The sequence below is a fragment of the Pseudomonas sp. S3_C06 genome (assembly GCF_054667675.1).
In genome coordinates this window covers 2310790-2332618 of the sequence record NZ_CP162747.1, presented here as the reverse complement: position 1 = coordinate 2332618, position 21829 = coordinate 2310790, and the positions used below count along the sequence as shown (strand labels likewise).

The 21829-nt window shown below is 59.7% G+C and carries 24 protein-coding genes and 1 pseudogene; 12 read left to right on the top strand and 13 right to left on the bottom strand.

Annotated elements, in window-relative coordinates; translation table 11 throughout:
• Positions 1–147 precede the first annotated feature (147 nt).
• Positions 148–1365 carry an alanine transaminase gene (gene alaC, locus AB4N44_RS10225; protein WP_007917802.1) on the bottom strand — a complete coding sequence of 406 codons (1218 nt, stop codon included), beginning with the start codon at positions 1363–1365 and terminating at the stop codon, positions 148–150.
• Positions 1366–1504: 139 nt separating this feature from the next.
• Here alaC and AB4N44_RS10220 point away from each other — a divergent pair, with 139 nt between their 5' ends.
• The 3 genes from AB4N44_RS10220 to AB4N44_RS10210 all read left to right on the top strand — a co-directional run bounded on the left by AB4N44_RS10220 (position 1505) and on the right by AB4N44_RS10210 (position 3542).
• A complete protein-coding gene (locus AB4N44_RS10220) occupies positions 1505–2167 on the top strand; it encodes a LysE family translocator (RefSeq protein ID WP_460109021.1) in 663 nt (220 codons plus the stop codon).
• A 67-nt stretch (positions 2168–2234) separates the two neighbouring features.
• Positions 2235–2729, top strand: coding sequence for a GyrI-like domain-containing protein (locus AB4N44_RS10215; protein WP_122598741.1), 495 nt, complete (start codon positions 2235–2237; stop codon positions 2727–2729).
• A 324-nt stretch (positions 2730–3053) separates the two neighbouring features.
• Positions 3054–3542 carry a GNAT family N-acetyltransferase gene (locus tag AB4N44_RS10210; protein WP_316916959.1) on the top strand — a complete coding sequence of 163 codons (489 nt, stop codon included), beginning with the start codon at positions 3054–3056 and terminating at the stop codon, positions 3540–3542.
• A gap of 136 nt (positions 3543–3678) precedes the next feature.
• Here the strand turns inward: AB4N44_RS10210 and AB4N44_RS10205 are convergent, their stop codons facing one another.
• Together AB4N44_RS10205 and AB4N44_RS10200 are read right to left on the bottom strand one after the other, a co-directional pair.
• A complete protein-coding gene (locus AB4N44_RS10205; protein ID WP_160041527.1) occupies positions 3679–4284 on the bottom strand; it encodes a pyridoxamine 5'-phosphate oxidase family protein in 606 nt (201 codons plus the stop codon).
• Between the two features lie 18 nt (positions 4285–4302).
• Complete coding sequence (locus tag AB4N44_RS10200) at positions 4303–4788, bottom strand: GNAT family N-acetyltransferase (RefSeq protein WP_223027469.1); 486 nt, start codon at positions 4786–4788, stop codon at positions 4303–4305.
• A 140-nt stretch (positions 4789–4928) separates the two neighbouring features.
• Between AB4N44_RS10200 and AB4N44_RS10195 the strand changes: the two genes are divergently transcribed.
• Genes AB4N44_RS10195 through AB4N44_RS10185 form a run of 3 tightly spaced genes read left to right on the top strand, consistent with a single transcriptional unit; the run spans position 4929 to position 6973 of the window.
• A complete protein-coding gene (locus tag AB4N44_RS10195) occupies positions 4929–5354 on the top strand; it encodes a YybH family protein (protein WP_127929466.1) in 426 nt (141 codons plus the stop codon).
• A 40-nt stretch (positions 5355–5394) separates the two neighbouring features.
• On the top strand, positions 5395–5739 hold the full coding sequence (locus tag AB4N44_RS10190) for a YciI family protein (protein ID WP_077574226.1): 345 nt from the start codon (positions 5395–5397) through the stop codon (positions 5737–5739).
• Positions 5732–6973 (top strand): RNA polymerase sigma factor, encoded by a 1242-nt coding sequence (locus AB4N44_RS10185; RefSeq protein ID WP_460109025.1) that lies wholly within the window; start codon positions 5732–5734, stop codon positions 6971–6973. The genes AB4N44_RS10190 and AB4N44_RS10185 overlap by 8 nt, the downstream gene beginning before the upstream one ends.
• A 246-nt stretch (positions 6974–7219) precedes the next feature.
• On the opposite strand, the gene AB4N44_RS10180 is transcribed toward AB4N44_RS10185, so the two are convergent.
• Complete coding sequence (locus AB4N44_RS10180) at positions 7220–8074, bottom strand: LysR family transcriptional regulator (protein WP_460109028.1); 855 nt, start codon at positions 8072–8074, stop codon at positions 7220–7222.
• 89 nt (positions 8075–8163) lie between these two features.
• Here AB4N44_RS10180 and AB4N44_RS10175 point away from each other — a divergent pair, with 89 nt between their 5' ends.
• Entirely contained in the window at positions 8164–8601 is a 438-nt protein-coding gene (locus AB4N44_RS10175; RefSeq protein WP_460109031.1) for a multidrug/biocide efflux PACE transporter, read from the top strand.
• A gap of 117 nt (positions 8602–8718) precedes the next feature.
• On the opposite strand, the gene AB4N44_RS10170 is transcribed toward AB4N44_RS10175, so the two are convergent.
• A complete protein-coding gene (locus AB4N44_RS10170) occupies positions 8719–9477 on the bottom strand; it encodes an SDR family NAD(P)-dependent oxidoreductase (RefSeq protein WP_316916956.1) in 759 nt (252 codons plus the stop codon).
• 121 nt (positions 9478–9598) lie between these two features.
• Here AB4N44_RS10170 and AB4N44_RS10165 point away from each other — a divergent pair, with 121 nt between their 5' ends.
• The gene (locus AB4N44_RS10165; RefSeq protein ID WP_123596133.1) at positions 9599–10495 is read left to right on the top strand and encodes a LysR family transcriptional regulator; all 897 of its coding nucleotides are present in this window, start codon (positions 9599–9601) and stop codon (positions 10493–10495) included.
• Positions 10496–10620: 125 nt separating this feature from the next.
• On the opposite strand, the gene AB4N44_RS10160 is transcribed toward AB4N44_RS10165, so the two are convergent.
• Together AB4N44_RS10160 and AB4N44_RS10155 are read right to left on the bottom strand one after the other, a co-directional pair.
• Positions 10621–12234: an inorganic phosphate transporter gene (locus AB4N44_RS10160; RefSeq protein WP_137219010.1), complete on the bottom strand. Its 1614-nt coding sequence runs from the start codon at positions 12232–12234 to the stop codon at positions 10621–10623.
• 224 nt (positions 12235–12458) lie between these two features.
• Entirely contained in the window at positions 12459–13481 is a 1023-nt protein-coding gene (locus AB4N44_RS10155; protein ID WP_077574218.1) for a transporter, read from the bottom strand.
• A 277-nt stretch (positions 13482–13758) separates the two neighbouring features.
• Here AB4N44_RS10155 and AB4N44_RS10150 point away from each other — a divergent pair, with 277 nt between their 5' ends.
• Positions 13759–15381 (top strand): methyl-accepting chemotaxis protein, encoded by a 1623-nt coding sequence (locus tag AB4N44_RS10150; protein WP_460109035.1) that lies wholly within the window; start codon positions 13759–13761, stop codon positions 15379–15381.
• Between the two features lie 110 nt (positions 15382–15491).
• Positions 15492–15938, top strand: coding sequence for a hypothetical protein (locus AB4N44_RS10145; RefSeq protein WP_460109037.1), 447 nt, complete (start codon positions 15492–15494; stop codon positions 15936–15938).
• A 497-nt stretch (positions 15939–16435) separates the two neighbouring features.
• Here AB4N44_RS10145 and AB4N44_RS10140 read toward each other — a convergent pair whose 3' ends face one another.
• Complete coding sequence (locus AB4N44_RS10140; RefSeq protein ID WP_007963131.1) at positions 16436–16741, bottom strand: PepSY domain-containing protein; 306 nt, start codon at positions 16739–16741, stop codon at positions 16436–16438.
• Between the two features lie 162 nt (positions 16742–16903).
• Positions 16904–18031, bottom strand: a complete 1128-nt coding sequence (locus tag AB4N44_RS10135; protein WP_460109040.1) for a glycerophosphodiester phosphodiesterase — start codon at positions 18029–18031, stop codon at positions 16904–16906.
• Between the two features lie 221 nt (positions 18032–18252).
• Between AB4N44_RS10135 and AB4N44_RS10130 the strand changes: the two genes are divergently transcribed.
• On the top strand, positions 18253–18579 hold the full coding sequence (locus AB4N44_RS10130) for a DUF2025 family protein (protein WP_150652097.1): 327 nt from the start codon (positions 18253–18255) through the stop codon (positions 18577–18579).
• Between the two features lie 125 nt (positions 18580–18704).
• Here the strand turns inward: AB4N44_RS10130 and AB4N44_RS10125 are convergent, their stop codons facing one another.
• A complete protein-coding gene (locus AB4N44_RS10125; protein WP_460109043.1) occupies positions 18705–19010 on the bottom strand; it encodes an antibiotic biosynthesis monooxygenase family protein in 306 nt (101 codons plus the stop codon).
• Positions 19010–19714 (bottom strand): CTP synthase C-terminal region-related (seleno)protein, encoded by a 705-nt coding sequence (locus AB4N44_RS10120; RefSeq protein ID WP_460109046.1) that lies wholly within the window; start codon positions 19712–19714, stop codon positions 19010–19012. Before AB4N44_RS10120 ends, AB4N44_RS10125 begins: the two co-directional genes overlap by 1 nt.
• A 15-nt stretch (positions 19715–19729) precedes the next feature.
• On the opposite strand from AB4N44_RS10120, the gene AB4N44_RS10115 reads away from it, so the two are divergent.
• Positions 19730–20671 carry a LysR family transcriptional regulator gene (locus AB4N44_RS10115; protein ID WP_460109049.1) on the top strand — a complete coding sequence of 314 codons (942 nt, stop codon included), beginning with the start codon at positions 19730–19732 and terminating at the stop codon, positions 20669–20671.
• Here AB4N44_RS10115 and AB4N44_RS10110 read toward each other — a convergent pair whose 3' ends face one another.
• Both AB4N44_RS10110 and AB4N44_RS10105 read right to left on the bottom strand, forming a co-directional pair.
• Positions 20672–21205 carry a DUF1003 domain-containing protein gene (locus tag AB4N44_RS10110; RefSeq protein WP_150750318.1) on the bottom strand — a complete coding sequence of 178 codons (534 nt, stop codon included), beginning with the start codon at positions 21203–21205 and terminating at the stop codon, positions 20672–20674.
• A gap of 159 nt (positions 21206–21364) precedes the next feature.
• Positions 21365–21802 (bottom strand): annotated as a pseudogene (locus AB4N44_RS10105) (methyl-accepting chemotaxis protein); the annotation flags it as partial.
• Positions 21803–21829: the final 27 nt, after the last annotated feature.

The following is a 21829-nucleotide window of genomic DNA, read 5'->3' as shown; positions in this document are numbered from 1 at the left end:
CAAAAAAACCGCAGCGATGCGGTTTTTTTGTGGGTGATCGTTCCCACGCTCTGCGTGGGAATTCAGCCCGGGACGCTCTGCGTCCCAAAGCGGACGCAGAGCGTCCATTGAGGCATTCCCACGCGGAGCGTGGGAACGATCAGTGCGTCAGGCAGTGGTTTTCGGGGCCAGGCCATCCGCCCGGAACATCCCGCGAATCCCGCGTACCGCCTGACGAATCCGGTCCTGGTTTTCGATCAGCGCAAAGCGCACATGGTCATCGCCATACTCGCCAAACCCCACCCCCGGCGAGACGCACACCTTGGCCTCGGCCAGCAGTTTTTTGGCGAACTCCAGCGAACCCAGATGCGCGTACTGCTCGGGAATCTTCGCCCAGACATACATCGACGCTTTCGGATTTTCGACCATCCAGCCCAGTTCATGCAGACCTTTGACCAGCACGTTGCGGCGCTGGCGATACTGCTCGGCAATGTCGCGCACGCACTGCTGATCACCTTCCAGCGCAGCAATCGCGGCCACTTGCAGCGGGGTGAAGGTGCCGTAGTCGTGGTAGCTCTTGATCCGCGCCAAGGCGTTGACCAGTTCCGGGTTACCGACCATGAAGCCGATGCGCCAGCCGGCCATGTTGTAGCTCTTGGACAGGGTGAAAAACTCCACCGCGATGTCCTTGGCACCCGGCACCTGCATGATCGACGGGGCTTTCCAGCCGTCGTAGACGATGTCGGCGTACGCCAGATCGTGAATCACCAGCACGTCGTATTGCTTGGCGAGGGCGATCACCCGTTCGAAGAAATCCAGCTCCACACACTGCGCAGTCGGGTTCGACGGGAAGCCGAGGATCATCATTTTTGGCTTCGGGATCGAACCGCGAATGGCCCGTTCCAGCTCATCGAAGAAGTCCACGCCCGGCACCAGCGGCACCGAACGCACCTGGGCGCCGGCAATCACCGCACCGTAAATGTGAATCGGGTAGCTCGGGTTGGGCACCAAAACAGTGTCGCCCTGATCCAGGGTCGCCAGCATCAGATGCGCCAGGCCTTCCTTGGAACCGATGGTGACAATGGCTTCGCTTTCCGGGTCGATATCGACTTCGTAGCGTTGCTTGTACCAGTTGGAAATCGCCCGGCGCAGGCGCGGAATGCCCTTGGACGTCGAGTAACCGTGGGTGTCTTCGCGTTGGGCAACCTGGACGAGTTTTTCGACAATGTGCGGCGGCGTGGCGCCGTCGGGGTTGCCCATGCTCAAGTCGATGATGTCTTCACCACGACGCCGCGCGGCCATCTTCAGCTCGGCGGTGATGTTGAAAACGTAAGGGGGGAGTCGATCTATGCGCGCAAAGCGGCGCGGCGAACCTTGTTCAGCCATTGTTGCCTCGGATAACGTAAGCGCCCGGAACCGTCCGAGCGACGCTGGTCACTGCGGTGACCTGTGGCGGAAGATAAGGTCAGTGATGGCATACTGTCCAGCCCGTTTGTAAACAATTTTGTCCCAAGGAAATCGGTTGATGGAATTCACCAGCGGCTTCTTGCTGAGCCTTTCGCTGTGCCTGGATATCGGCGTGGCCAATATTGCGATGATCACGCTGGCGATGCAGCGCGGTTACTTTCAGGGTTTTGCGCTGGGCCTTGGCACCTGCGTCGGCGACCTGATTTACGCGGTGCTGGCGCTGGCCGGGATGACCGTTTTGCTGCAATACGAAAGCGTGCGCTGGGTCCTGTGGATTGGTGGTTCGGTGCTGCTGATCTACTTTGCGGCGAAGATGATCTACTCGGCGATCCATCACGAAGCGCTGCTGGCCGAGACGGCGGAAGTGGGGCGGAACTCCCATCGCAAGGAATTCTTCCGGGGGATTTTTCTCGCCATGTCGTCGCCGAGCGCGATTCTCTGGTTTGCCGCGGTGGGCGGTACGCTGATTGCCCGCTCCGGTGGCGGTGGGCCGCTGAGTTCGGCGCTGTTCCTTGGCGGTTTCCTTTGCGCCGGGCTGCTGTGGTCGGCGGGTTTGTGCTTCGCGGCGAGCCACGGCGGCAAACTGCTGGGCGACAAGCTGTTGCGCTATTCCTATATGGCATCTGCAGCGATCTTCTGCTATTTCGCGGTCTACGTGATCGTATCCGGTTATAACGAGTTTGTCGGTTCGGGCGCCGTCGAGCAGTTGCATTCGCTGTAAGCGTGCGAATTGGGTTTGGCTTTCTATACTCCCAGCCGAACCCCTTTTTTGTTCCAGGAGTCGAGTCATGGATGAGCAAACACGCGTCGAAGTGGCTGAACCTCGCTTCGAACATGGACACTTCCTGCTGATTGCAGGCTTTCGCGGTCGATTTACGCAAGACACAGCCAAAGACATTCCGGCGCTGTGGGAAAAGTTCTTGCCGCACCTGGGAAAGATCCAGGGGCAAAAGAACGAAGTGACCTACGGTGTCTGCAGCAACTTCGATGGCAAGGGCGGCTTCGATTACATCGCCGGGGTGGAAATCAGCAAGCTCGATGACCTCGACCAAAAGGTCTACCAGTGGGTGGAAGTGCTGCCCCGGCAATACGCGGTGTTCGAGCACAAGGGACCGCTCGATCAGTTGCCGCAAACCCTGCAATACATCTACAAGACCTGGTTGCCGAGCTCTCATTACGTGGAGCTCAACGCCCCGGAGCTGGAGCGTTACAGCGCCGATTTCAATCCGAAGCTGCACACCGGCAAGCTGGAAATCTGCGTGCCGGTCGATACCAAGGCCTGAGCCAACAAGCATGAGGTGGATCAGTGATCCGCCTCATGGTTTTCAACCCCGCTTGCCTTTGCCCAACCGTCGCGCCCGCAACAGGTCGATGCCCAAGGTGATAAAGCCGAATGTACTGATGCCCAACACCATCAACAGGCCGATTTCAACGCTGCTCATAAGCGGTTTCCCCCAAGGGTAGTCAAAGACACACCTCAGAAATAGCCCGCCGCCTGCACGAAGAAAAGCGCTTATACGCAAGCTTTACGCCGTCCGTGCGCATCGATATGCAGGCCTTATTCCTTTATGCTTTCGGCACTTTCTTCTGCTGATTTCCGAGCCGCCATGAACACCGTCATACGCAACGTCACCGCCGCCGACCTGGACCGCTGCTACGCCATCGAAACCGTTGCCTACGAAGGTGACGAAGCGGCCACCCTCGAGAAGATCGCTACGCGCATTGCCACTTGGCCAGAGGGTTTTATCGTCGCCGAGGTAGATGGCGTGGTGGCGGGTTTCGTCAACTCCGGCGCGGCGTTTGATGTGCAGATGTCGGACGAGGCCTTCAAAGAGTTGATCGGCCACGACCCGAAAGGCCCGAACGTGGTGATCATGTCGGTGGTGGTGCACCCGGATTATCAGGGGCAGGGATTGGCCAAGTGCTTGATGGGCGAGTTCATCGAGCGCATGCGCGGGATGGATAAAGCGACGATTCACCTGATGTGCAAGGAAAAGCATATTCCGCTGTATGCCGGGTTTGGCTTTGCCTACATCAAACCGTCGGAGTCGGACCACGGCGGCATGGCGTGGCACGAGATGATCCTGACCCTATAACCCAACACTGATACTGATCGTTCCCACGCTCCGCGTGGGAATGCCTCCTGTGACGCTCTGCGTCACGACTTTGGGACGCAGAGCGTCCCCGGCTGCATTCCCACGCAGAGCGTGGGAACGATCATTTACGGGAGTATCAGTAGAGGGTGTCACTTACTCTTTTCGGGGCTTCTCGGTCGTAGGTTTCGGCGTCGAATTCGCCATCGTTCAGGCGCTTGTGGAAGGCGCCCGCAGAGGGCAGGGCGGAGCGCGGCAGGTGGGTTTCCGGGTTCCATGCGTCGGAGCGGACGAAGGCTTTCGAGCAGTGAAAAAACGCCGCTTCCACCGTCACCAGCAACACCGTTTTCGCCGGTTTGCCATTCACCGCAAAGCTTTCCAGCAGTTGCGGATCTGCGCTGATCGTCGCCGTGCCGTTGACCCGCAATGTCTCGCCAATGCCCGGAATGATGAACAACAACGACACCCGCGAATCCTGCAGCACATTGCGCAGGGTATCGATGCGGTTGTTGCCCGGGCGATCCGGCAGGGCCAGGGTGCGCTCATCAATGATCCGCACAAACCCGGGCTTGTCCCCGCGCGGCGAATTATCGAGGCCATCGGCGCCCACCGAGCTGACGATGACCAGCGGCGAAACCCGCACCATCGCCTGATAATCCTCGTTGAGAAAACCGATCTGCTTGCGCACCGCCCGCTCGTGGGGCAGTCCGTAAATCGCTTCCAGCGCTTCGATTGAATCGATCATCGTGCATCCCTCGATGACTTAGAAAACCAGGCCCATGCGCCGTTCGTAACCGATCCGGCCCTTGTACGCTTCACCGCTGTCGACGTAGCCGTGTTTGGCGTACAGGGCGATGGCCGCGTCGTTATCCGCATCTACTGACAATTCCAGCCCCTTGATCTCCGGCCAAGCCTGACGCGCAACCTCGGGCAGCGCTTGCAGACAGGCCTTGCCGAAACCCTTGCCCTGCGCGCGGCGATCGACCTGCAACGCATGCAAGGTGGCGCTGTGTTCATCGGCCCAGGCTGGCAACACCGGCGGGCGCTTGAGCAGCAGAAACGCCACCGGCACGTCATCCGCCAACAGCGCGAAACCTTTCACGCCGGGGCCGGGTTTCGACAGCAGCGTGTGCAAGGCACCGTGGATATCGCCGGAGAACTTGATCTGCTCGGCATGGATTTCAATCGCCTCGACTTGCTGACGCTGCAAGGCGTTCAGGCTGTCGTACGGCACGAGTTGGGCTGACACGGGAATTTCCTTTTTCCTACAAGGTAAGTCGCGGATTCTAGCGATTTTGTCTTCTGTAGAATTTTTTTGTTTGCTCTGTCGATCTGCCCAATCGCCGAACGACTAAGGGTGTCTTCACAACAAAAACCACGGAGAACAGCATGAGCGCACAATCTGAAATCCAGACCCTGATCAACACCTACCGCGAAGCCGTCATGACCAAGGACGTGGAGAAAGTCATGGCGTTGTATGCCGATGACATCGTCTCCTTCGACGCGATCAAGGCCCTGCAATTCAAGGGCAAGCCCGCCTACCGCGCGCACTGGGTCGAGTGCATGGAAATGTGTCCAGGCCCGCACATTTTCGAATTCCACGAAATCGCCATCGAAAGCGCCGACAACATCGCCTTCGCCCACTGGGTAGCGAACTGCGGCGGCACCAACGACAAGGGCGAAACCCAGAGCTGCTGGATGCGCGTCACCGCCTGCTATCGGCAGGTCGGCGGGGCGTGGAAAATCGCACACGAACACTGGTCGGCGCCGTTCGATCCGATGAGCGGCGCGACCCTGTTCGATGTGACTCCCTGATCTTCAGCCATAGTTGAACCGTCCGATTCAGGAGAACGCCATGAAGTATCTATGCTTGGTCTACAGCGATGAGCGCCTGCTGCATTCGTCGCCCGACAGCCCGGAAGACGCCGAGTGCTGGGCTTATGCCGAGTCGATTCAGGGCAGCGGGCGGATGGTTGCCGCCGAAGCGCTGGAGTCGGTGCAGACCGCCACCACGGTGCGTATGCGCAACGGCAAACTGTCGATTACCGATGGCCCGTTTGCCGAAACCAAGGAGCAACTGGCCGGCTTCTACCTGATCGACGCCAAAGATCTCAACGAAGCGCTTCAGGTCGCCGGCAACATTCCGGCCGCGCGGGTTGGCAGCGTTGAAGTGCGCCCGGTGCGGCAGTTGAATGTCTGAGGTTCGGGCGCGGGTCGAGCAGGTCTATCGCGAAGACTCGCGACGGATTCTGGCGACGCTGATTCGCCTGCTGGGTGATTTTGACCTCGCCGAAGAAGCCTTGCACGAGGCGTTCTTCGTCGCGGTCGAGCGCTGGCAGCGCGACGGCGTGCCGGATAATCCGCGCACCTGGCTGGTGTCTACCGGGCGCTTCAAGGCGATTGATGTGTTACGCCGCCGCGCACGGTTCAAGGCCTCGCAGCCATTGTTGTTGGCGCAGTTGGAAGAACTTGAACAGGCCGACTGGAGCGGTGAAGACGTGGAAGACGATCGCCTGCGGCTGATCTTCACCTGCTGCCACCCGGCACTGGCGGCGGATGCGCAGGTGCCGCTGACCTTGCGTGAAGTCTGCGACCTGACCACCGAGGAAATCGCCCGCGCCTTTCTCTCCGCGCCGGCGGCAATTGCCCAGCGCATCGTGCGCGCCAAAGCCAAGATCCGTGATGCGAAAATCCCTTATCAAGTACCGAGCCTGAGCGAATTGCCCGAACGCCTCGACAGTGTGTTGCGGGTGATTTATCTGGTGTTCAACGAGGGGTATTCGGCGTCGGGCGGGGCTGAATTGACGCGTGAGGATCTGACCCGTGAGGCGATCAGGCTGGGGCGGTTGTTGATGGAGTTGCTGCCAGAGCCGGAGGTGATGGGGCTGTTGGCGATGATGCTGTTGCACGAATCGCGACGCTCGGCGCGCACTTCGCCGAGTGGTGAGTTGGTGCTGCTGGATGACCAGGATCGATCTCAGTGGGATGCCGGGCTGATTGCTGAAGGTTGTGCGCTGGTTGAGCGTGCGCTGACCACGCGGCGGTTTGGACCGTATTGTTTGCAGGCGGCGATTGCGGCGGTGCATGCCGAGGCGCCGACGGCTGGGGAGACGGATTGGGAGCAGATCGTTGGTTTGTATGACGTGCTGTTGCGGGCGGTGCCTTCGCCGGTGATTGAGTTGAATCGGGCGGTGGCGGTGGCCAAGCGCGACGGGGCGTTGGCAGGGTTGAATCTGATTGAAGGGATTTTGGCGCGAGGAGAGCTGCAGGATTACCACTTGGCGCATTCGGCTCGGGCGGAGTTTTGTCGGCAGTTGGGCAGGGTGGAGGAGGCGCGGGCGGCGTATTGGCGGGCGTTGGAGCTGACCCGACAAGAGCCGGAGCGGCGGTTTATTCAAGGGCGGCTCATGGTGCTGGAATTGCCCTCACCCTAGCCCTCTCCCAGGGGGAGAGGGGACTGATTGGGGGATATTAAAGAGGTTCACCGACGTGAACGATCGGTATTGAATCCAGAATCGACTCAATCTGGTTGAGGTTTAAGGTCGCAATGAATCCATAATCGACTCGGTCTTTCAGGTCGATGTCTGATGCAAGACACCTCGGTCGGCCCCCTCTCCCTCCGGGAGAGGGCTGGGGTGAGGGGCTTTTGACTTCAGGCTTGCCAGCGATTGGCAGCGCCGCTATTCCAGCATCTTGCTCAACAACCAACTCCCCGCCGGCCCCGGCGGATACAGCCGCGACCACAACGCATCGACAAACACCGGTTTCGGCCAGCCGCGCACCTTCAACTCCACCAGCAAATCATTGCCAAAGCGCTGCGCCAGCCAACGCGGCAACGGCGCCCAGCCAAAACCTTTTTCGGCCATTTCCAGCAGCATCAGATAACTCGGTGCCGACCACACCCGACCTTTGCCGCGACTGTCATACGGATTGACGATGGTCGCCAGACGCAATTCGCGGTGCTGCTCCAGCACATGCTGATCAATGTGATCAAGCTTCGCCAGCGGATGCTCACGACTGACGAACAAGGCAATTTCGGTGCGCTCGGCGACGGTCGAGGTGACCAGATCCGGCGGGTAGCTCTCTTGCATTTCGGCGAATGCCAGATGCGCACGACCACGCTGGACCAACTCGACGAGGTCATCGCATTCAGCGATCAGACATTCCAGTTCCAGATCCGGATAACGCTGCTCAAACCCGACCAACGCCGCTTCAAAACGGTCCGACTGATAGGTATCGGAAATTGCCACCGTCAGTTTTGGCTCGACGCCTTGGGACAACTGCCGCGCAGTCATTTCCAGACGACTGCTGGCCGCCAGAATCGCCTCGGCGCGTTGCAGCATCACATGCCCGGCGGGAGTCAGCGTCGGTTTGCGGCTGCTGCGATCGAACAGCAGCAGATCCAGATCAATCTCCAGGCTGGCCACCGCCGCGCTGATGGTCGATTGACTGCGCCCGAGCTTGCGCGCCGCTGCCGAAAACGAACCTTGCGTGGCAGCCTGGACAAACGCCAACAGCACTTCTTGCGAGATCATCAACTATCGCCTTGATCGATGGTTATTGATTATGAAGTATCGGTTTTAGGATGGATCATGGCAACCATCTTCACTCAAGGACTCGGGCCATGACTGCCAATAAATCCATCACTGAACGTATTTTTCAGGCCATCGGTTTCGAACTGCTGGCGATTCTGATCTGCACCCCGTTGCTGGCGTGGATCATGCAAAAACCGATGCTTGAAATGGGCGCGGTGACGGTGTTGATTGCCATGCTGGCGTTGGGTTGGAACGTGGTGTTCAACCGCTTCTTCGATCGCCTGCTGGCGCGTATGAACGTTGCGCACAACGCCTGGGTACGGGCGGTGCACGCGCTGCTGTTCGAGGGTGGTTTGATCGTGATGGGCGTGCCGTTGATTGCCTGGTGGCTGTCGGTCAGCCTGTGGCAGGCGTTTTTGCTCGACATCGGCGTATTGCTGTTTTTCCTGCCGTACACCTACGTTTATCACTGGGGTTATGACGTAGTGCGTGAGCGCTTCATGACCCGCAACGCCTGCCAAGGCTAACACCACCCCGTGTAGGAGCTGCCGAAGGCTGCGATCTTTTGCTCTTGATTTTTAAGCGCAAGATCAAAAGATCGCAGCCTTCGGCAGCTCCCACAAGGGAAAGTATTTCAGCGTTAGTTAGAGGAACATACCGCCGGATGCCTCAACACGCTGGCCATTGATCCACTGTCCACCCGGCGACAGCAGCAGCGCCAACGCTCCGCCAATATCATCCGGCTGACCGGCTCGGCCCAGCGCGGTGTTGCTGGCGACCATCGCATTCAGCGCCGAGTTGTCGCGTACTGCGCCACCACCGAAGTCAGTTTCGATGGCGCCCGGAGCAAGAATGTTTACGCCAATCTGCCGCGCACCCAGCTCCTTGGCCTGATAACGGGTCAGCACTTCCATCGCGCCTTTCATCGCCGCATAAGCGCCGTAACCCGGCAGGCTGAAACGGGTCAGGCCGCTGGAAATATTGATGATGCGTCCGCCGTCGTTAATCAGTGGCAGCAACTGCTGGGTCAGAAAGAACGGCCCTTTCAACTGGATGTTCATCAGCAGATCGAACTGCTCCGGCGTGGTTTCGGCGAACAGCGCGTGCACGCCAATGCCGGCATTGTTGATCAGGAAATCAAAGCGCTGACGTTTGAAGGTTTCCTGTAACGCGTGCTCAACCTGCGCACCGAAACCGGCAAAACTCTCGCTGCGGCTGACATCCAATTGCAGCATCACGGCTTTGCCGCCGAATTTTTCCAGTTCAAGCACCAGCGCCTGGGCTTCATCGGCGCGGCTGTTGTAGGTGCCGATGATGTCGATGCCCTGAGCGGCGAGGTGCAGAGCGGCGTTCTTGCCCAGGCCACGGCTGGCGCCGGTGATCAATGCGATTTTACGATTCATGGAAGCTTCCTCGATTGCGGTGAGTGGTGATGGGACCCAGTTTATTTATCCGCCCTGAGGTGATAAACAGAGCTAAACCGGAATCACTGATCGGATTAGCCAAACAATCGACAGGTGCCTCATGAACAAACTGGAACTGCTGCGCACCTTCGTCCGGGTCAGCGAACTGTCGAGTTTCACCCTCGCCGGAGAAAACCTCGGCTTACCGCGATCGACCGTCTCCGAGCATGTGCAAGCGCTCGAAGCGCTGCTCGGCACGCGCCTGCTGCAACGCACCACACGCAAAGTACAGGCGACGCAGGACGGTCTGGTGCTGTACGAACGCAGCAAGGATCTGCTCTCGCACATGGATGAGATCGAAGGCTTGTTCCGCCAGGACGAGGCGTCGCTGACCGGGCGCATTCGTGTCGACCTGCCGAACATTCTCGCGCGGCGCCTGATCATGCCGCGCTTGCCGCAGTTCATGGATCGCCACCCGAATCTGGAACTGGAAATCAGCAGCACCGACCGCCGCGTCGACTTGCTCAGCGAAGGGTTCGATTGCGTGGTGCGGATTGGCGCGCAGCCGGATCAATCGGTGGTCGCGCGGCACCTCGGTGACTTCCCCATGGTCAATTGCGCCAGCCCCGCGTACCTCGAGCGCTACGGCGTGCCGGAGTCGCTGGAAGATCTCGCGCAGCATCGACTGGTGCATTACGTCGGCGTATTGGGTTCGCGTTCGGAAGGGTTCGTGTACGAGGAGGGCGGTCAGGTTAAACGCTTGCCGATGGCTGGCAGCATTACGGTCAACAGCACTGACGCTTACGAGTCGGCGTGCCTCGGCGGTTTTGGTCTGACGCAGGTACCGCGAACCGGCATGCAGCCGCATCTGGAAAACGGCGAACTGGTGACCGTGTTGCCGCAGTTCACGGCGCCGGCGATGGGGATTTCATTGTTGTATGCGCGGCAGCGGCATTTGCCGTTGCGGGTGCGAGTGTTTATGGATTGGCTGGGCGATCTGATCCGCTCCGCGCTCTAAAACCTGAACACCGGTCAAAACTGTAGGAGTGAGCCTGCTCGCGATAGCGGTGTGTCAGTTTAATCAATGTTGACTGATACACCGCTATCGCGAGCAGGCTCACTCCTACAGGGGACTTTCTTCGGTCAGAAGATCTGGGTGAACAGCCAATAGAGGCTGCCTGACAGCAGGATCGCCGCCGGTAGGGTCAGCACCCACGCCATCAGCAGATTACGGATGGTCTTCATCTGCAACCCGCCACCGTTGGCAACCATGGTCCCGGCCACGCCTGAGGACAACACATGCGTGGTCGACACCGGTAAACCAAACATGTCCGCCGCGCCAATGGTCAACATCGCCACGGTTTCCGCCGAGGCACCTTGCGCATAGGTCAGGTGGGTCTTGCCGATCTTCTCGCCGACCGTCACCACAATCCGCTTCCAGCCAACCATGGTGCCCAACCCGAGCGCGATGGCCACGGCGATCTTCACCCACAGCGGAATAAATCGCGTGGCGTTGTCGATCTGTTGTTTGAACAGTTGCAGTTTGCTGCTGGTATCAGCGTCGAAATTGCCGACCTTGTTCTTGTCCATCAGGCGAATGCTTTCGCTGGCCAGGTACATGTCGTTACGCACGTTGCCCATGGCTTCGGCCGGGACTTTCGCCAGCGAACCGTAGCCTTTGACTTCTTCGCCAATGTGCCCGGTGAGGGCGGCGAGGGCGGGGATCAGTTGCGGAGTAGGCTCTTTGCTGCGCACGTAATCGGAAAGGACTGCACGCGGATCGGCCGGCGTCGGCAGCGGCGCACTTTTCACCAGCGCTTGCTGGGTGACTTGTGCCACAGCGGCGAACTGCAACGATTGTTCTTCTGGCATCGTGCGGTTCAAGGCATAGGCCATTGGCAGCGTACCGACCAGAATCAACATGATCAGGCCCATGCCTTTCTGGCCGTCGTTGGAGCCGTGGGCGAAGGACACGCCGGTGCAGGTCAGAATCAGCAAACCGCGAATCCACCACGGTGGCGGCGTGTTGCCTTCAGGTGCCTTGTACAGCGAACGATTCTTCACGAAGGCGCGCAGCGCCAGCAGCAACAGTGCCGCACAACCGAAACCCACCAACGGCGAGAGCAGCAACGCATAACCGATCTTGGTCGCCTGCGCCCAATCGACACCGCTGGTGCCGTCGCGGCCGTGCATCAAGGCGTTGGCCACGCCGACGCCGATGATCGAGCCTATCAGCGTGTGCGATGACGACGCCGGCAAACCCAGCCACCAGGTGCCGAGGTTCCACAGGATCGCCGCAATCAGCAGAGCAAAGATCATCGAAAAACCGGCTGACGAACCGACCTGCAGAATCAACTCCACCGGCAGCAAGGCGATGATGCCGAACGCCACCGCGCCGCTCGAAAGCAGCACGCCGAGAAAGTTGAAGAACCCCGACCAGACCACCGCCACGTTCGGCGGCAACGAGTGGGTGTAAATCACCGTCGCGACGGCGTTGGCGGTGTCGTGGAAACCGTTGACGAACTCGAAACCCAGGGCAATCAGCAACGCCACACCGAGCAGCAGAAACGGCGTCCAGGTGGTGACCACCGTGCCGAGTTCGTGCATGTCGTGCATCAGGCTGTAGGCGGTGAACAGCATCCCCATCGCCAGCACGGCGAAAAAGATCACGTAGGTAAACGGGCTGGTTTTCTTGTCGAGGGCTGGCCTGCCGCTGGCGGCGGACGCGGGGCTGGCGGTCAGGGAGGGAGTAGCCATGGCAGGACAATCCTGAGCGAGGGAAGGAATGTCGCCCATGATCGTTGCAGAATGTTACAGAGAGACTGCGCCATGTCAGTGTTTGGCTGATTAACCCAACCGTCGGTCTTCTGCTCGTTCCCACGCTCTGCGTGGGAATGACGCCCGGGACGCTCCGCGTCCCTGTGACGCAGAGCGTCACTTGATGCATTCCCACGCAGAGCGTGGGAACGAGCGTTCAGGCGTCAGTAATCTCCGCGCTTGCGAAACGCCCAACGCCCGGCAATCACGGTAAACGTCGCCACCAGCGCGACCAATATCCAGAACCCCTCCGGATCCTGCGACAACGGCACCCCGCCCACATTCATCCCGAAAAAACCGGCAATGATATTGATCGGCAGAGCCAGCACCGTGACCACGGTCAGGGTGAACAACGTGCGGTTGCTCTGCTCGTTGAGGTTGGCGGCGATCTCTTCCTGGAGCAGTTTGATCCGCTCACCGAGGGCCGTGAGGTCGTTGATGATCAGCGCAAACTCCTCGGTGGATTTGCGCAGCTCCTTGACGTCTTCCTTCTGCAACCATGGCGGCGGCCGATTAAGCAGGCGTAACAACGAGCCCGGTTCCAGCGCCAGCAGCCGTTGCAAACGTACCAGCACGCGCCGGTTGGCACCCAGTTCGGCGCGGTTGGTCGACAGTCGCGAGGAAAGCAATTCGTCCTCGACCTGATCGACACTCAGGCTGGTCTTGCGCACGATCTGCGTCAGCACTTCGCCTTGATCGCGCAGCAGATGCACAAGCAACTCCGAGGGCGAACGAAAGCGTTCGCCGGCCTTCACCGATGAGCGCAATTTGTCCACCGAGTGCAGCGGTTGCAAACGCGCACTGACGATCAGTTTGCTGCGCACACAAACCCACAGCGTCGACACGTCCGAAGAGACCATGCTGCTGAGGTTGAACACCACATCGTTGACCACCGCCAGCAACGCCGAATCGACATGTTCGATACGCGTCGAACGCGAGCCTTCGTGCAGCGCCTCGAAAAACTCTTCAGGCAATTGCAGATGACTTTTCATCCAGCGTTCGCACGCCGCATGCGCAAGATTGAGGTGCAGCCAGAGGAATTCGCCCGTGTCGTTGTCGTCCTGCAAACAGCGCAACGCTGTCGCCGAGTCGACTTCGCGGCCACGTTCGCCGGGCAGGAAACGAAAGCCGTAGAGCAGGCCAAACAGATCAGGATCGCGATGGCTGATATCGAGGCTGTGGTTCATGAAGGCTCGCTGCGAGGAGGGTGCGTCGGTCGCGCAAATGGCAGGTTCACTGAGCCGCATCATCGCAATGTCACATGACATTTATATGACAGCAAGGTGACGTCAAATCAGCGACTTACCGACGGTCGGATTTTCTTCAAGAAGCCCTCTGGCGCGCCGATCACAGGTGCGTTAGGTTGCGCGCCATTTGCCATGAGCCAAGGCTCGCCGACATGGATGTCCGGCAAAATTTCACGCCTTACCGGGCGTGCCTCATCCCTGTCTTGAGTATCTTGCGATGCTGCAAAAATCCCTGAGAGCGCAAATTCTCGCCTTGCTGAGCGGCAGCCTGCTGGCGGTGCTGTTGATTGCGCTGGCCTGTTTTCATTTCCTGTCCAACGGCGTGCAAAGCTACAGCCAATTGATCGCCGGTCCCCTGCACACCTCGCAACTGATCGACGAAGCCAACCTGCAATTCAAGGTGCAGGTGCAGGAGTGGAAAAACGTCCTGCTGCGCGGCAAGCAACCGGCGGATCTGGCCAAGTATTGGGGTCAGTTCGAAGATCGTCAGCGCGATGTACAGAAGATACTTGGTGAACTGGCCAGCCAGAAAGGCATAGAGCCCAGCCTGAAATCGCGCATTGAACGTTTGCGTGAAGAACACCGCCAGTTGGGTAGCGCTTATCAGAAGGGACGTGATGCCTACGTGGCTGCTGGTGGTGATCCGACGGTGGGTGACGCGGCGGTCAAAGGCGTTGACCGTGCCGCCAGCGATCAGATGAGCGAGCTGGTCGCCGAGTTGCGCAAGCAAGGCACCGCGCAGTCGGCGCTGATCAGTGCCGAGGCTGATCGCACCGTGTGGCTGGGGCTGCTGGTGATGCTCGCGTCGGGTCTGCTGATCGGCTTGTTGAGCCTGTGGCTGGTCAACCGCAACCTGGTGGAGCCGATTCGCAAACTCATTGATTACGTCACGCAGTTGAGCCGCGGCAAACTCGCCGAACGCGTGGTCAGCGACCGTCAGGATGAACTGGGCAACCTCGCCGCAGCGGCCAACACCCTGCGTGATTTCCTCGCCGACACCTTTACTCGTCTGCAGCGCAGCGCCAGTGATCTGGACAGCGCCAGCGGCGAGTTGAACGCCATTGCCACGACCATGGCCGGTGGCACCAACGAGCAGTTCAACCGCACCGATCAGGTGGCCACGGCGATGAACGAAATGTCCGCCACCGCGCAGGAAGTGGCGCGTCACGCCGCCGATGCCGCGCGTGCTGCCGACGATGCCGACCAGTCCGCCCAACAGGGTGAAAAGGTCATGCAGAGCACTATTCACTCGATCACCCAGATGCGCGGTGAAATTGCCAACACCGCCACGGTGATCCGTCGTCTGGAAGCCGACAGCGGCCGCATCGGCAAAGTGCTGGAAGTGATTCGCGGCATCGCCGAGCAGACCAACCTGCTGGCGCTCAACGCTGCGATCGAAGCGGCGCGCGCCGGTGAGGCCGGGCGTGGTTTTGCCGTGGTCGCCGATGAAGTGCGTAACCTCGCGCAGCGCACCGCCGAGTCGATCATCGAGATCAACCAGATCATTCAGAGCGTGCAGACCGGTGCGGTGGACGCGGCGCAAGCCATCGATAGCGGCCAGACGCGCAGTGACGAAAGCGTTGAACAGGTGACCCAGGCTGGTGCGATGCTGGAGCGTATCACTCACGCGGTGGAGGCGATCCGCGACATGAACCGTCAGATCGCTACTGCTGCGGAAGAGCAGACCTCGGTGGCCGAAGACATCTCGCGCAATCTCACCGAGATCACTTCGATCGCCAGCACCAACCTCGACAACGTGCAACGCACCGAAAGTGCCAGCCAGAACTTGCATGGTCTGTCCGGGCAACTGAACGAAGTCACCGCGCGCCTGAGCGCCTGACGCCATCGACTGTGTACCGGTTCGGATACCGAGTCGGTACACAGTCGATCTCAATTACCTGCGGCCGTGGTCGATGACCGGTTATCTATAACCGGCATTGGAGCCTTTCCATGGTGAGCATCACTTCTGTTTCGATCAATCAGACCGTCACCACACCTTCGAGCAAAACCGCAATCAGCGACGTCGGTGACGATTCCTCGACCACGGCAGCCGCCAGCACTGGCGCTACGGCCGATACCGGTAAAGTCGCCGCCGGTGGTGGGGCCGCTCCGGCGGGTGACAGCAGCTCCAGCAGCAGCGAAGAATCGGATTCGGTGAAGGAACTGCGCAAGCAGATTGCCGAGTTGCAGAAGCAATTGCAGGAAGAGCAGCAGGCGTTGCAAGCGGCCCAGGCGAAGCAGGAAAATTCTGATGCGAAGGTCGCCGAGGTGGCTGCCGCCCAAGCGCAGATCACCGCCACCTCGGCCTCCCTGTCCACCGCCACAGCCTCATTGTTGCAGGCGTTGCAGGATTCCGACTCGAGCACCTCGGGTTCGCTGGTCAGCACCTCGGCGTGATGCCCTTTCCCCTCACCCTAGCCCTCTCCCAGAGGGAGAGGGGACTGACCACGGTGACTATTTGAGCTACGCCGACCTGAAATATCGAGGCGCACTCAGGCCTTGAATAGCCCCCGATCGGCTCCCTTTCCCCCCTAGCCCTCTCCCAGAGGGAGAGGGGACTGACCGGGGTGATTATTTGAGTTGCGCCGACCTGAAATATCGAGTCGAACTCAGGCCTTGAATAGCCCCCGATCGGCTCCCTTTCCCCCTAGCCCTCTCCCAGAGGGAGAGGGGACTGACCGGGGTGATTATTTGAGTTGCGCCGACCTGAAATATCGAGTCGAACTCAGGTCTTGAAATAGCCCCCGATCGGCTCCCTTTCCCCCTCGCCCCCTTGGGGGAGAGGGCTGGGGTGAGGGGGAGAAAATCTCACTGACAACACATCACCAGGCCAAACACCAGACACAAAAAAGCCGCACGATCTCTCAATCGTGCGGCTTGCTTTATACGAGGTATCAAGTGTCTTGCTTGTTGCTCAGCACCTTGCCAGTGGTCGCATCAAAGTCCACATCAAACTCTTTACCATCAGCCGTCTTCAGCTCAACTTCATACTCATAACCATTGAAGTGGTTATCCAGGTCCGTGTCAGTAATAGTCGCACCCGGATGCAGTTTCAGCGCTTCGGCGTTCATCGACTCCAGCGACTTGATCTTACCTTCCTTGACCAGTTGCGGAATCTGGTCAACGCGAACATCAGCCTGGGCCAGGCCAGCGGTAAGAGTCAGGGCAGCGGCAGTAAACAGGGCAGTCAAAGTTTTCATCGGTTCATTCCTTGGGGTGATTCGTTTAAGTGGCCTCAGGTTAACCAGCGCAACTTAACTCACCCTTAAAACCCCGCACCCAAACAAAACGGGCAAGCCACGCACCTGCACAGAACCTGTGGGAGCGTGGCTTGCCCGCGATAAAGGCGCCTCGATTTCAGATCAGAAGCCGTTGTTCTTCAACACCTGATCAACAGTGCCAGCCGCCGGGCGTTTGTAGAACTTCAACAGTTCGCTGGCGCGGTTGGTGAAGATGCCGTCGACACCCGCCGCCATGACTTTCTCGAAGTCCACCGGCTCATCGACGGTGTAGACGTGCACCAGCAGGCCCTGATCGTGGGTGTACTGGTTCATCCACGGTTGCACCAGATCCGAATAGCTCTGGTCGCCGCCCTTGGTCAGCTTCGCCGACGGGCCGGTGCCGATTGCACCCTGGGCCTTGGCGTAATCCACCCATTGTTTGAATTCGGCTTCGGACTTCGGTTCTTGTTTACCGTAGAAAACGTTTTTGTCCTTCTCGCCGGACTCGGCAAAGGTCACCTTGGATTTCGGCTCGATGCTGCCTTCGCCGACCCACAACAGGAGAATCTTCGGCACCTGCGGCATTTCTTTTTCCAGCAGTTCGAGGCTGTTTTTCTCGAACGTCTGCAGGATCACTTTGCCTTTGCCCTGACCCACGCCCAGCGCACTTTTCGCCAGTTTCGAACCGGCCGGGCTCAGCCAGCCACGATCCTGGAGTTTTTCCTTGAGGTCTTTCTCGATCCCGGGAAACAGCTGCGGCTCTTTGGTCTCGATGTACAGGCCCGGCTTGTGTTGCGGGTTGGCCTGGGCGATGTCGATGATTTCATCGAGGGTCAGAATTTTCAGCCCGGCGTAGGACGGGCGGGCGCGATCCGGGTACTTGGCGTTGAACCAGCTGCCGGCGTCGAGGGTTTTCAGTTCGGCCATGGTGAACGCGGTGGCCGAGGCGTCCTTGCGCTCCGGAAACTTGCTGGCGACGTCGGTGGTGCGTTGCAGGTTGTCGTCGTGCAGGGCGAACAGCACGCCGTCCTTGCTGCGCTGCAAGTCCATTTCCAGGTAATCGGCGCCCAGATCACGCGCCAGTTTGTAGGACGCCGCCGTGGATTCCGGCGCATCGAAGGACGCGCCACGGTGAGCGATCACCGCCGGGTGCGGGATGCCGTTGGCGGCAGCGACCGCATCGGGATCGCTGTGGCTGGCGGCGTGCGCCTGACCGAGGCCGAGCAGGAGGCTCAGGACCAGGGCGCTTTTGGTGAAAGTAGCGGGCATGTTCGAGTTCCTTTCGCAGGGCATTTTCAAAGACGTATCTTTTAGCAACTGAATCGATTGCGTGCTATCGCAGGACCGACATAAACGTATTAAAAGCGATTTTTCCTGCACTTTTGTGGCGCTGTTTGCAGTACGCTTGCCCACGGCAGTCGCTCCGGCAGAGGGCGCGCCGCTCAGTTGCCCTGCGTGTAAACCATCGATCATCTTTCGTGAGGTTTACCATGCGCATCACCTCCCAACTCATCTGCCAGGCCGCCGACGATCTCAAGGGATTTGTCGGCCTCAACCGTAAAACCGGTCAGTACATCGTGCGCTTCAGCGAAGATTCGTTCGGTATGGACGTGGCCGATGACGGCATTATTCCTGTGAACGAATTCGTCTGGGCACCGGCGACAGCGCAGACCATGACGCTTAAACGCGAGTTGATTCAGTTGTTGCTGGATCAGCATATCGATGACCGGATCAACATCACCGAGCCGTTGCGGGTATATATGAGCAAGGTTGAAGTGCCGGAGATTGAGGCGGTGCGCAGTCTGGTGCGTGGCTGAGATTATCTGTGACAGTGCGGGCCTCTTCGCGAGCAGGCTCGCTCCCACATTGGATCTGCGTCGATCACAAATCCCCTGTGGGAGCGAGCTTGCTCGCGAAGGCGGCCGAAAGCATGGCCCTGCAATTACTGGTTGAACCGATACTCACGCTCAACCCGGCACACCCGCGTATGAAACGCCGAATACCATTCCGAGCGCCCACGCGCTTGAATCACCCGATGCTCAGGATGCTGCCGCCACGCCAGAATCGCCGCTTCGCTCTGCCAATACGACACCGTAATCCCGACGCCATCCGCTCCTCGAACCGACTCCACCCCAAGAAACCCCGGCTGCTCACTGACCAACGCAGCCATGCGCTCAGCCGCCTCGGCATACCCATTGTCACCCTCGGTTCGAGTCGAGGTAAAAATCACCGCAAAGCAGGAACCCATCAACGTGACTCCCCACATGCTTCAACAAACGCGCGCACCAGCGGCGGCATCTGCCCTTTGAGCGCCGCACGTTCCGGTTGAAACAACGTCGCGACAAAGAACCGGTGATCCTTGAGTTCGATCGCGCGTAAATCCCCTGACGAATCATGACCGACAGCATGTAGCCGATCGTTCAACAGTTGCTGTTCGAACAGCGGATTCACACCGAAGCGGCAGCGATAGCCTTCACGAATTTGCGACGTTTCGTACGCCTTGGCGATCAACGAGTCGGGCACTAGATGAATGCTGTCTACCGCTTCCACCAGCGAACAGGTCAACGGCGTGAGTACCGCGCGTTCAGCGTCGGGCGATGTTTCACCGTGTTCCGCATCCTCCCAGCCCAACACGTTGCGGGAAAACTCCAGCACCGCATGCTGAAAACCGCCGCAGGTGCCGAGGAAAGGGCGCAGCTGTTCGCGGGCAAAACGGATCGCCCGCAATGCGCCGGCTTCACTTTTGTAAGGACTGGCGGGGACGCACCAGAAACCGTCGAACCGCTCGAGCGGCGTATCGGCGTGGATCTGCTCGGTGGGCAACCATTCGAATTGCACGTTGCGGTTGAGGGGTTCGGCGACCAGCCCGAGGGCGACGGGAATGGCTTGGTGAGCGGTGACCTGCGGGTCGTAATCGCCAATCAGGGCGATACGGATGGCGCTGTTTTCCATGGAAGTTCCCTGCGCTTGTTGATTGATGGCCCTCACTATAGATTGGCGTTCACGCACTCAATATGGGCGTTTCCCCAAGTGATCAATGCAGCGACGCACTATCAGCTCGACTACCCCGATCTCGCCCTGATTCTGGCCTTGGTACGAGGCGGCTCTCTGGCCCGCGCTTCGCAGCTGTTGAAGGTCGACGTGTCGACGGTGTTTCGCGCCGTGCGCCGTCTCGAAGCCGCACTCGGTCAGCAACTGTTCGAAAAAAGCCGTGCCGGCTATTTACCGACAACTCTCGCGCAGACACTGGCCGAGCAAGCCGAGCGCGCCGAACAGGCACTGGAAGCCGCGCGTATCGGCGTGGAGCAGGGCGGCGAAGTGGTCAGCGGTACGGTGCGACTGACCTGTACCGATTCGGTGTTGCAGAGCTTGCTGCTGCCGGCGCTGGCGCAGTTCATGCCCAATTACCCGGCACTGACCATTGAGCTCAGCACCTCCAACGATTTCGCCAACCTCAGTCGGCGCGACGCCGACATTGCTCTGCGCCTGACGCGTACACCGCCGGAGCATCTGGTCGGACGGCAACTGGCGAAGATTTCCTACCGGGTCTGCGCCAGTCCGCGCTATCTGCAAAACATCGATGCTTCGGATCTGACGACGTTGACCTGGATCGCCCCGGACGACTTTCTCCCCGATCACCCAACCATCGCCTGGCGTCGTCAGCATCTACCCGGCGTCACCCCGCGCTATCGCTGCAACAGCATGTTGTCGGTCACCGAACTGGTCCGCGCAGGCCTCGGCGTGGCGGCGTTGCCGGACTTTCTGATCACCGACGGTTTGCAGGCGTTAAGCGAGCCGCTGCACGGTTACGACACCGCGCTGTGGCTGCTGACCCGCCCGGATTGCCGGGCCTTGCGCTCGGTGGTGACACTGTTCGATGAATTGGGGCGGGCGCTACGTTTGCCGTGATCAGCGCTGCGGATTCTGGCGCATGTGATCGTGCAACTCGCTGGTCAGGCTGGCGATGCGTTCGGTGAGGTTTTTGGTCATCTCGGTGAGGCGGGTGTTCTGCTCCAGCAGCTCAAGCAACTGCGCGGTGTTTTTCGCGGCTTGGGCCTGACGCTCGGTATTGGCCTGTGCCAACGCTTCACGGTGTTGCGCGTCGGCATCGGCTTGCGCCTTGTCGCGGGCGGCCTGACGGGTTTGTGCGAGCAGAATCAGCGGCGCGGCGTAGGCCGATTGCAGGCTGAAAGCGAGGTTCAACAGGATGAACGGGTAAACGTCGAAAGTGGTCACGCCAAACACGTTGAGGCAGACCCACAACAGCACAATCAGGGTTTGTGCGCCGAGAAACATCGGCGTGCCGAAGAACCGCGCAAACGCCTCGGCGCGCAGGGCGAACGTGTCGTTGCCGAAGGTGGTGTTGAGGTGGGCGTGGGGGCGGTGGAAGCGCAGGTGATCGACGGGAGCTGATTCCGTTGTTGCGGTTTTTTCAGTGGTCATGGTGCACTCGGCAGGGCGTGGGGCGTGTAGTCACTATAGCCCTGCGTTGTGGCGACCGGCCCCTTCGCGAGCAAGCTCGCTCCCACATTGGAATGCATTTCCCTGTGGGAGCGAGCCTGCTCGCGAAGGCCGCGCCTCGGTCTACTGACTCTGCATCAATTACCCCGGCACCCGCTCATTGGCAAACATGCTCACCGCATCCACTGCCTCACTGGCACCATCGCGAATCTGCAAGATCACCGTCCCCGCCTGATTCGCCAACTCGACCCCTTCAGCCGCGCGCCCCCGGGTGCCTTCCATGCTCTTGATGGCTTGCCGGGTTTCGCTCTGGATCAAACCGATCATGCTGGAAATTTCCGCCGTCGAGCCGCTGGTACGTGCCGCCAGTTGTCGCACTTCATCAGCGACCACAGCAAATCCGCGACCTTGTTCACCGGCACGCGCGGCTTCGATCGCGGCGTTGAGCGCCAGCAGATTGGTCTGGTCGGCAATCGCGCGGATGGTGTTGACGATGGCGGTGATCTGCTCGGAGCGTTCACCCAGTTGCGCAATCAACGTTGAAGATTGGGCAATGTCCTCGGCGATTTCGCGCATTTCACTGGCGGCTTGCTGGATCACCTGAGT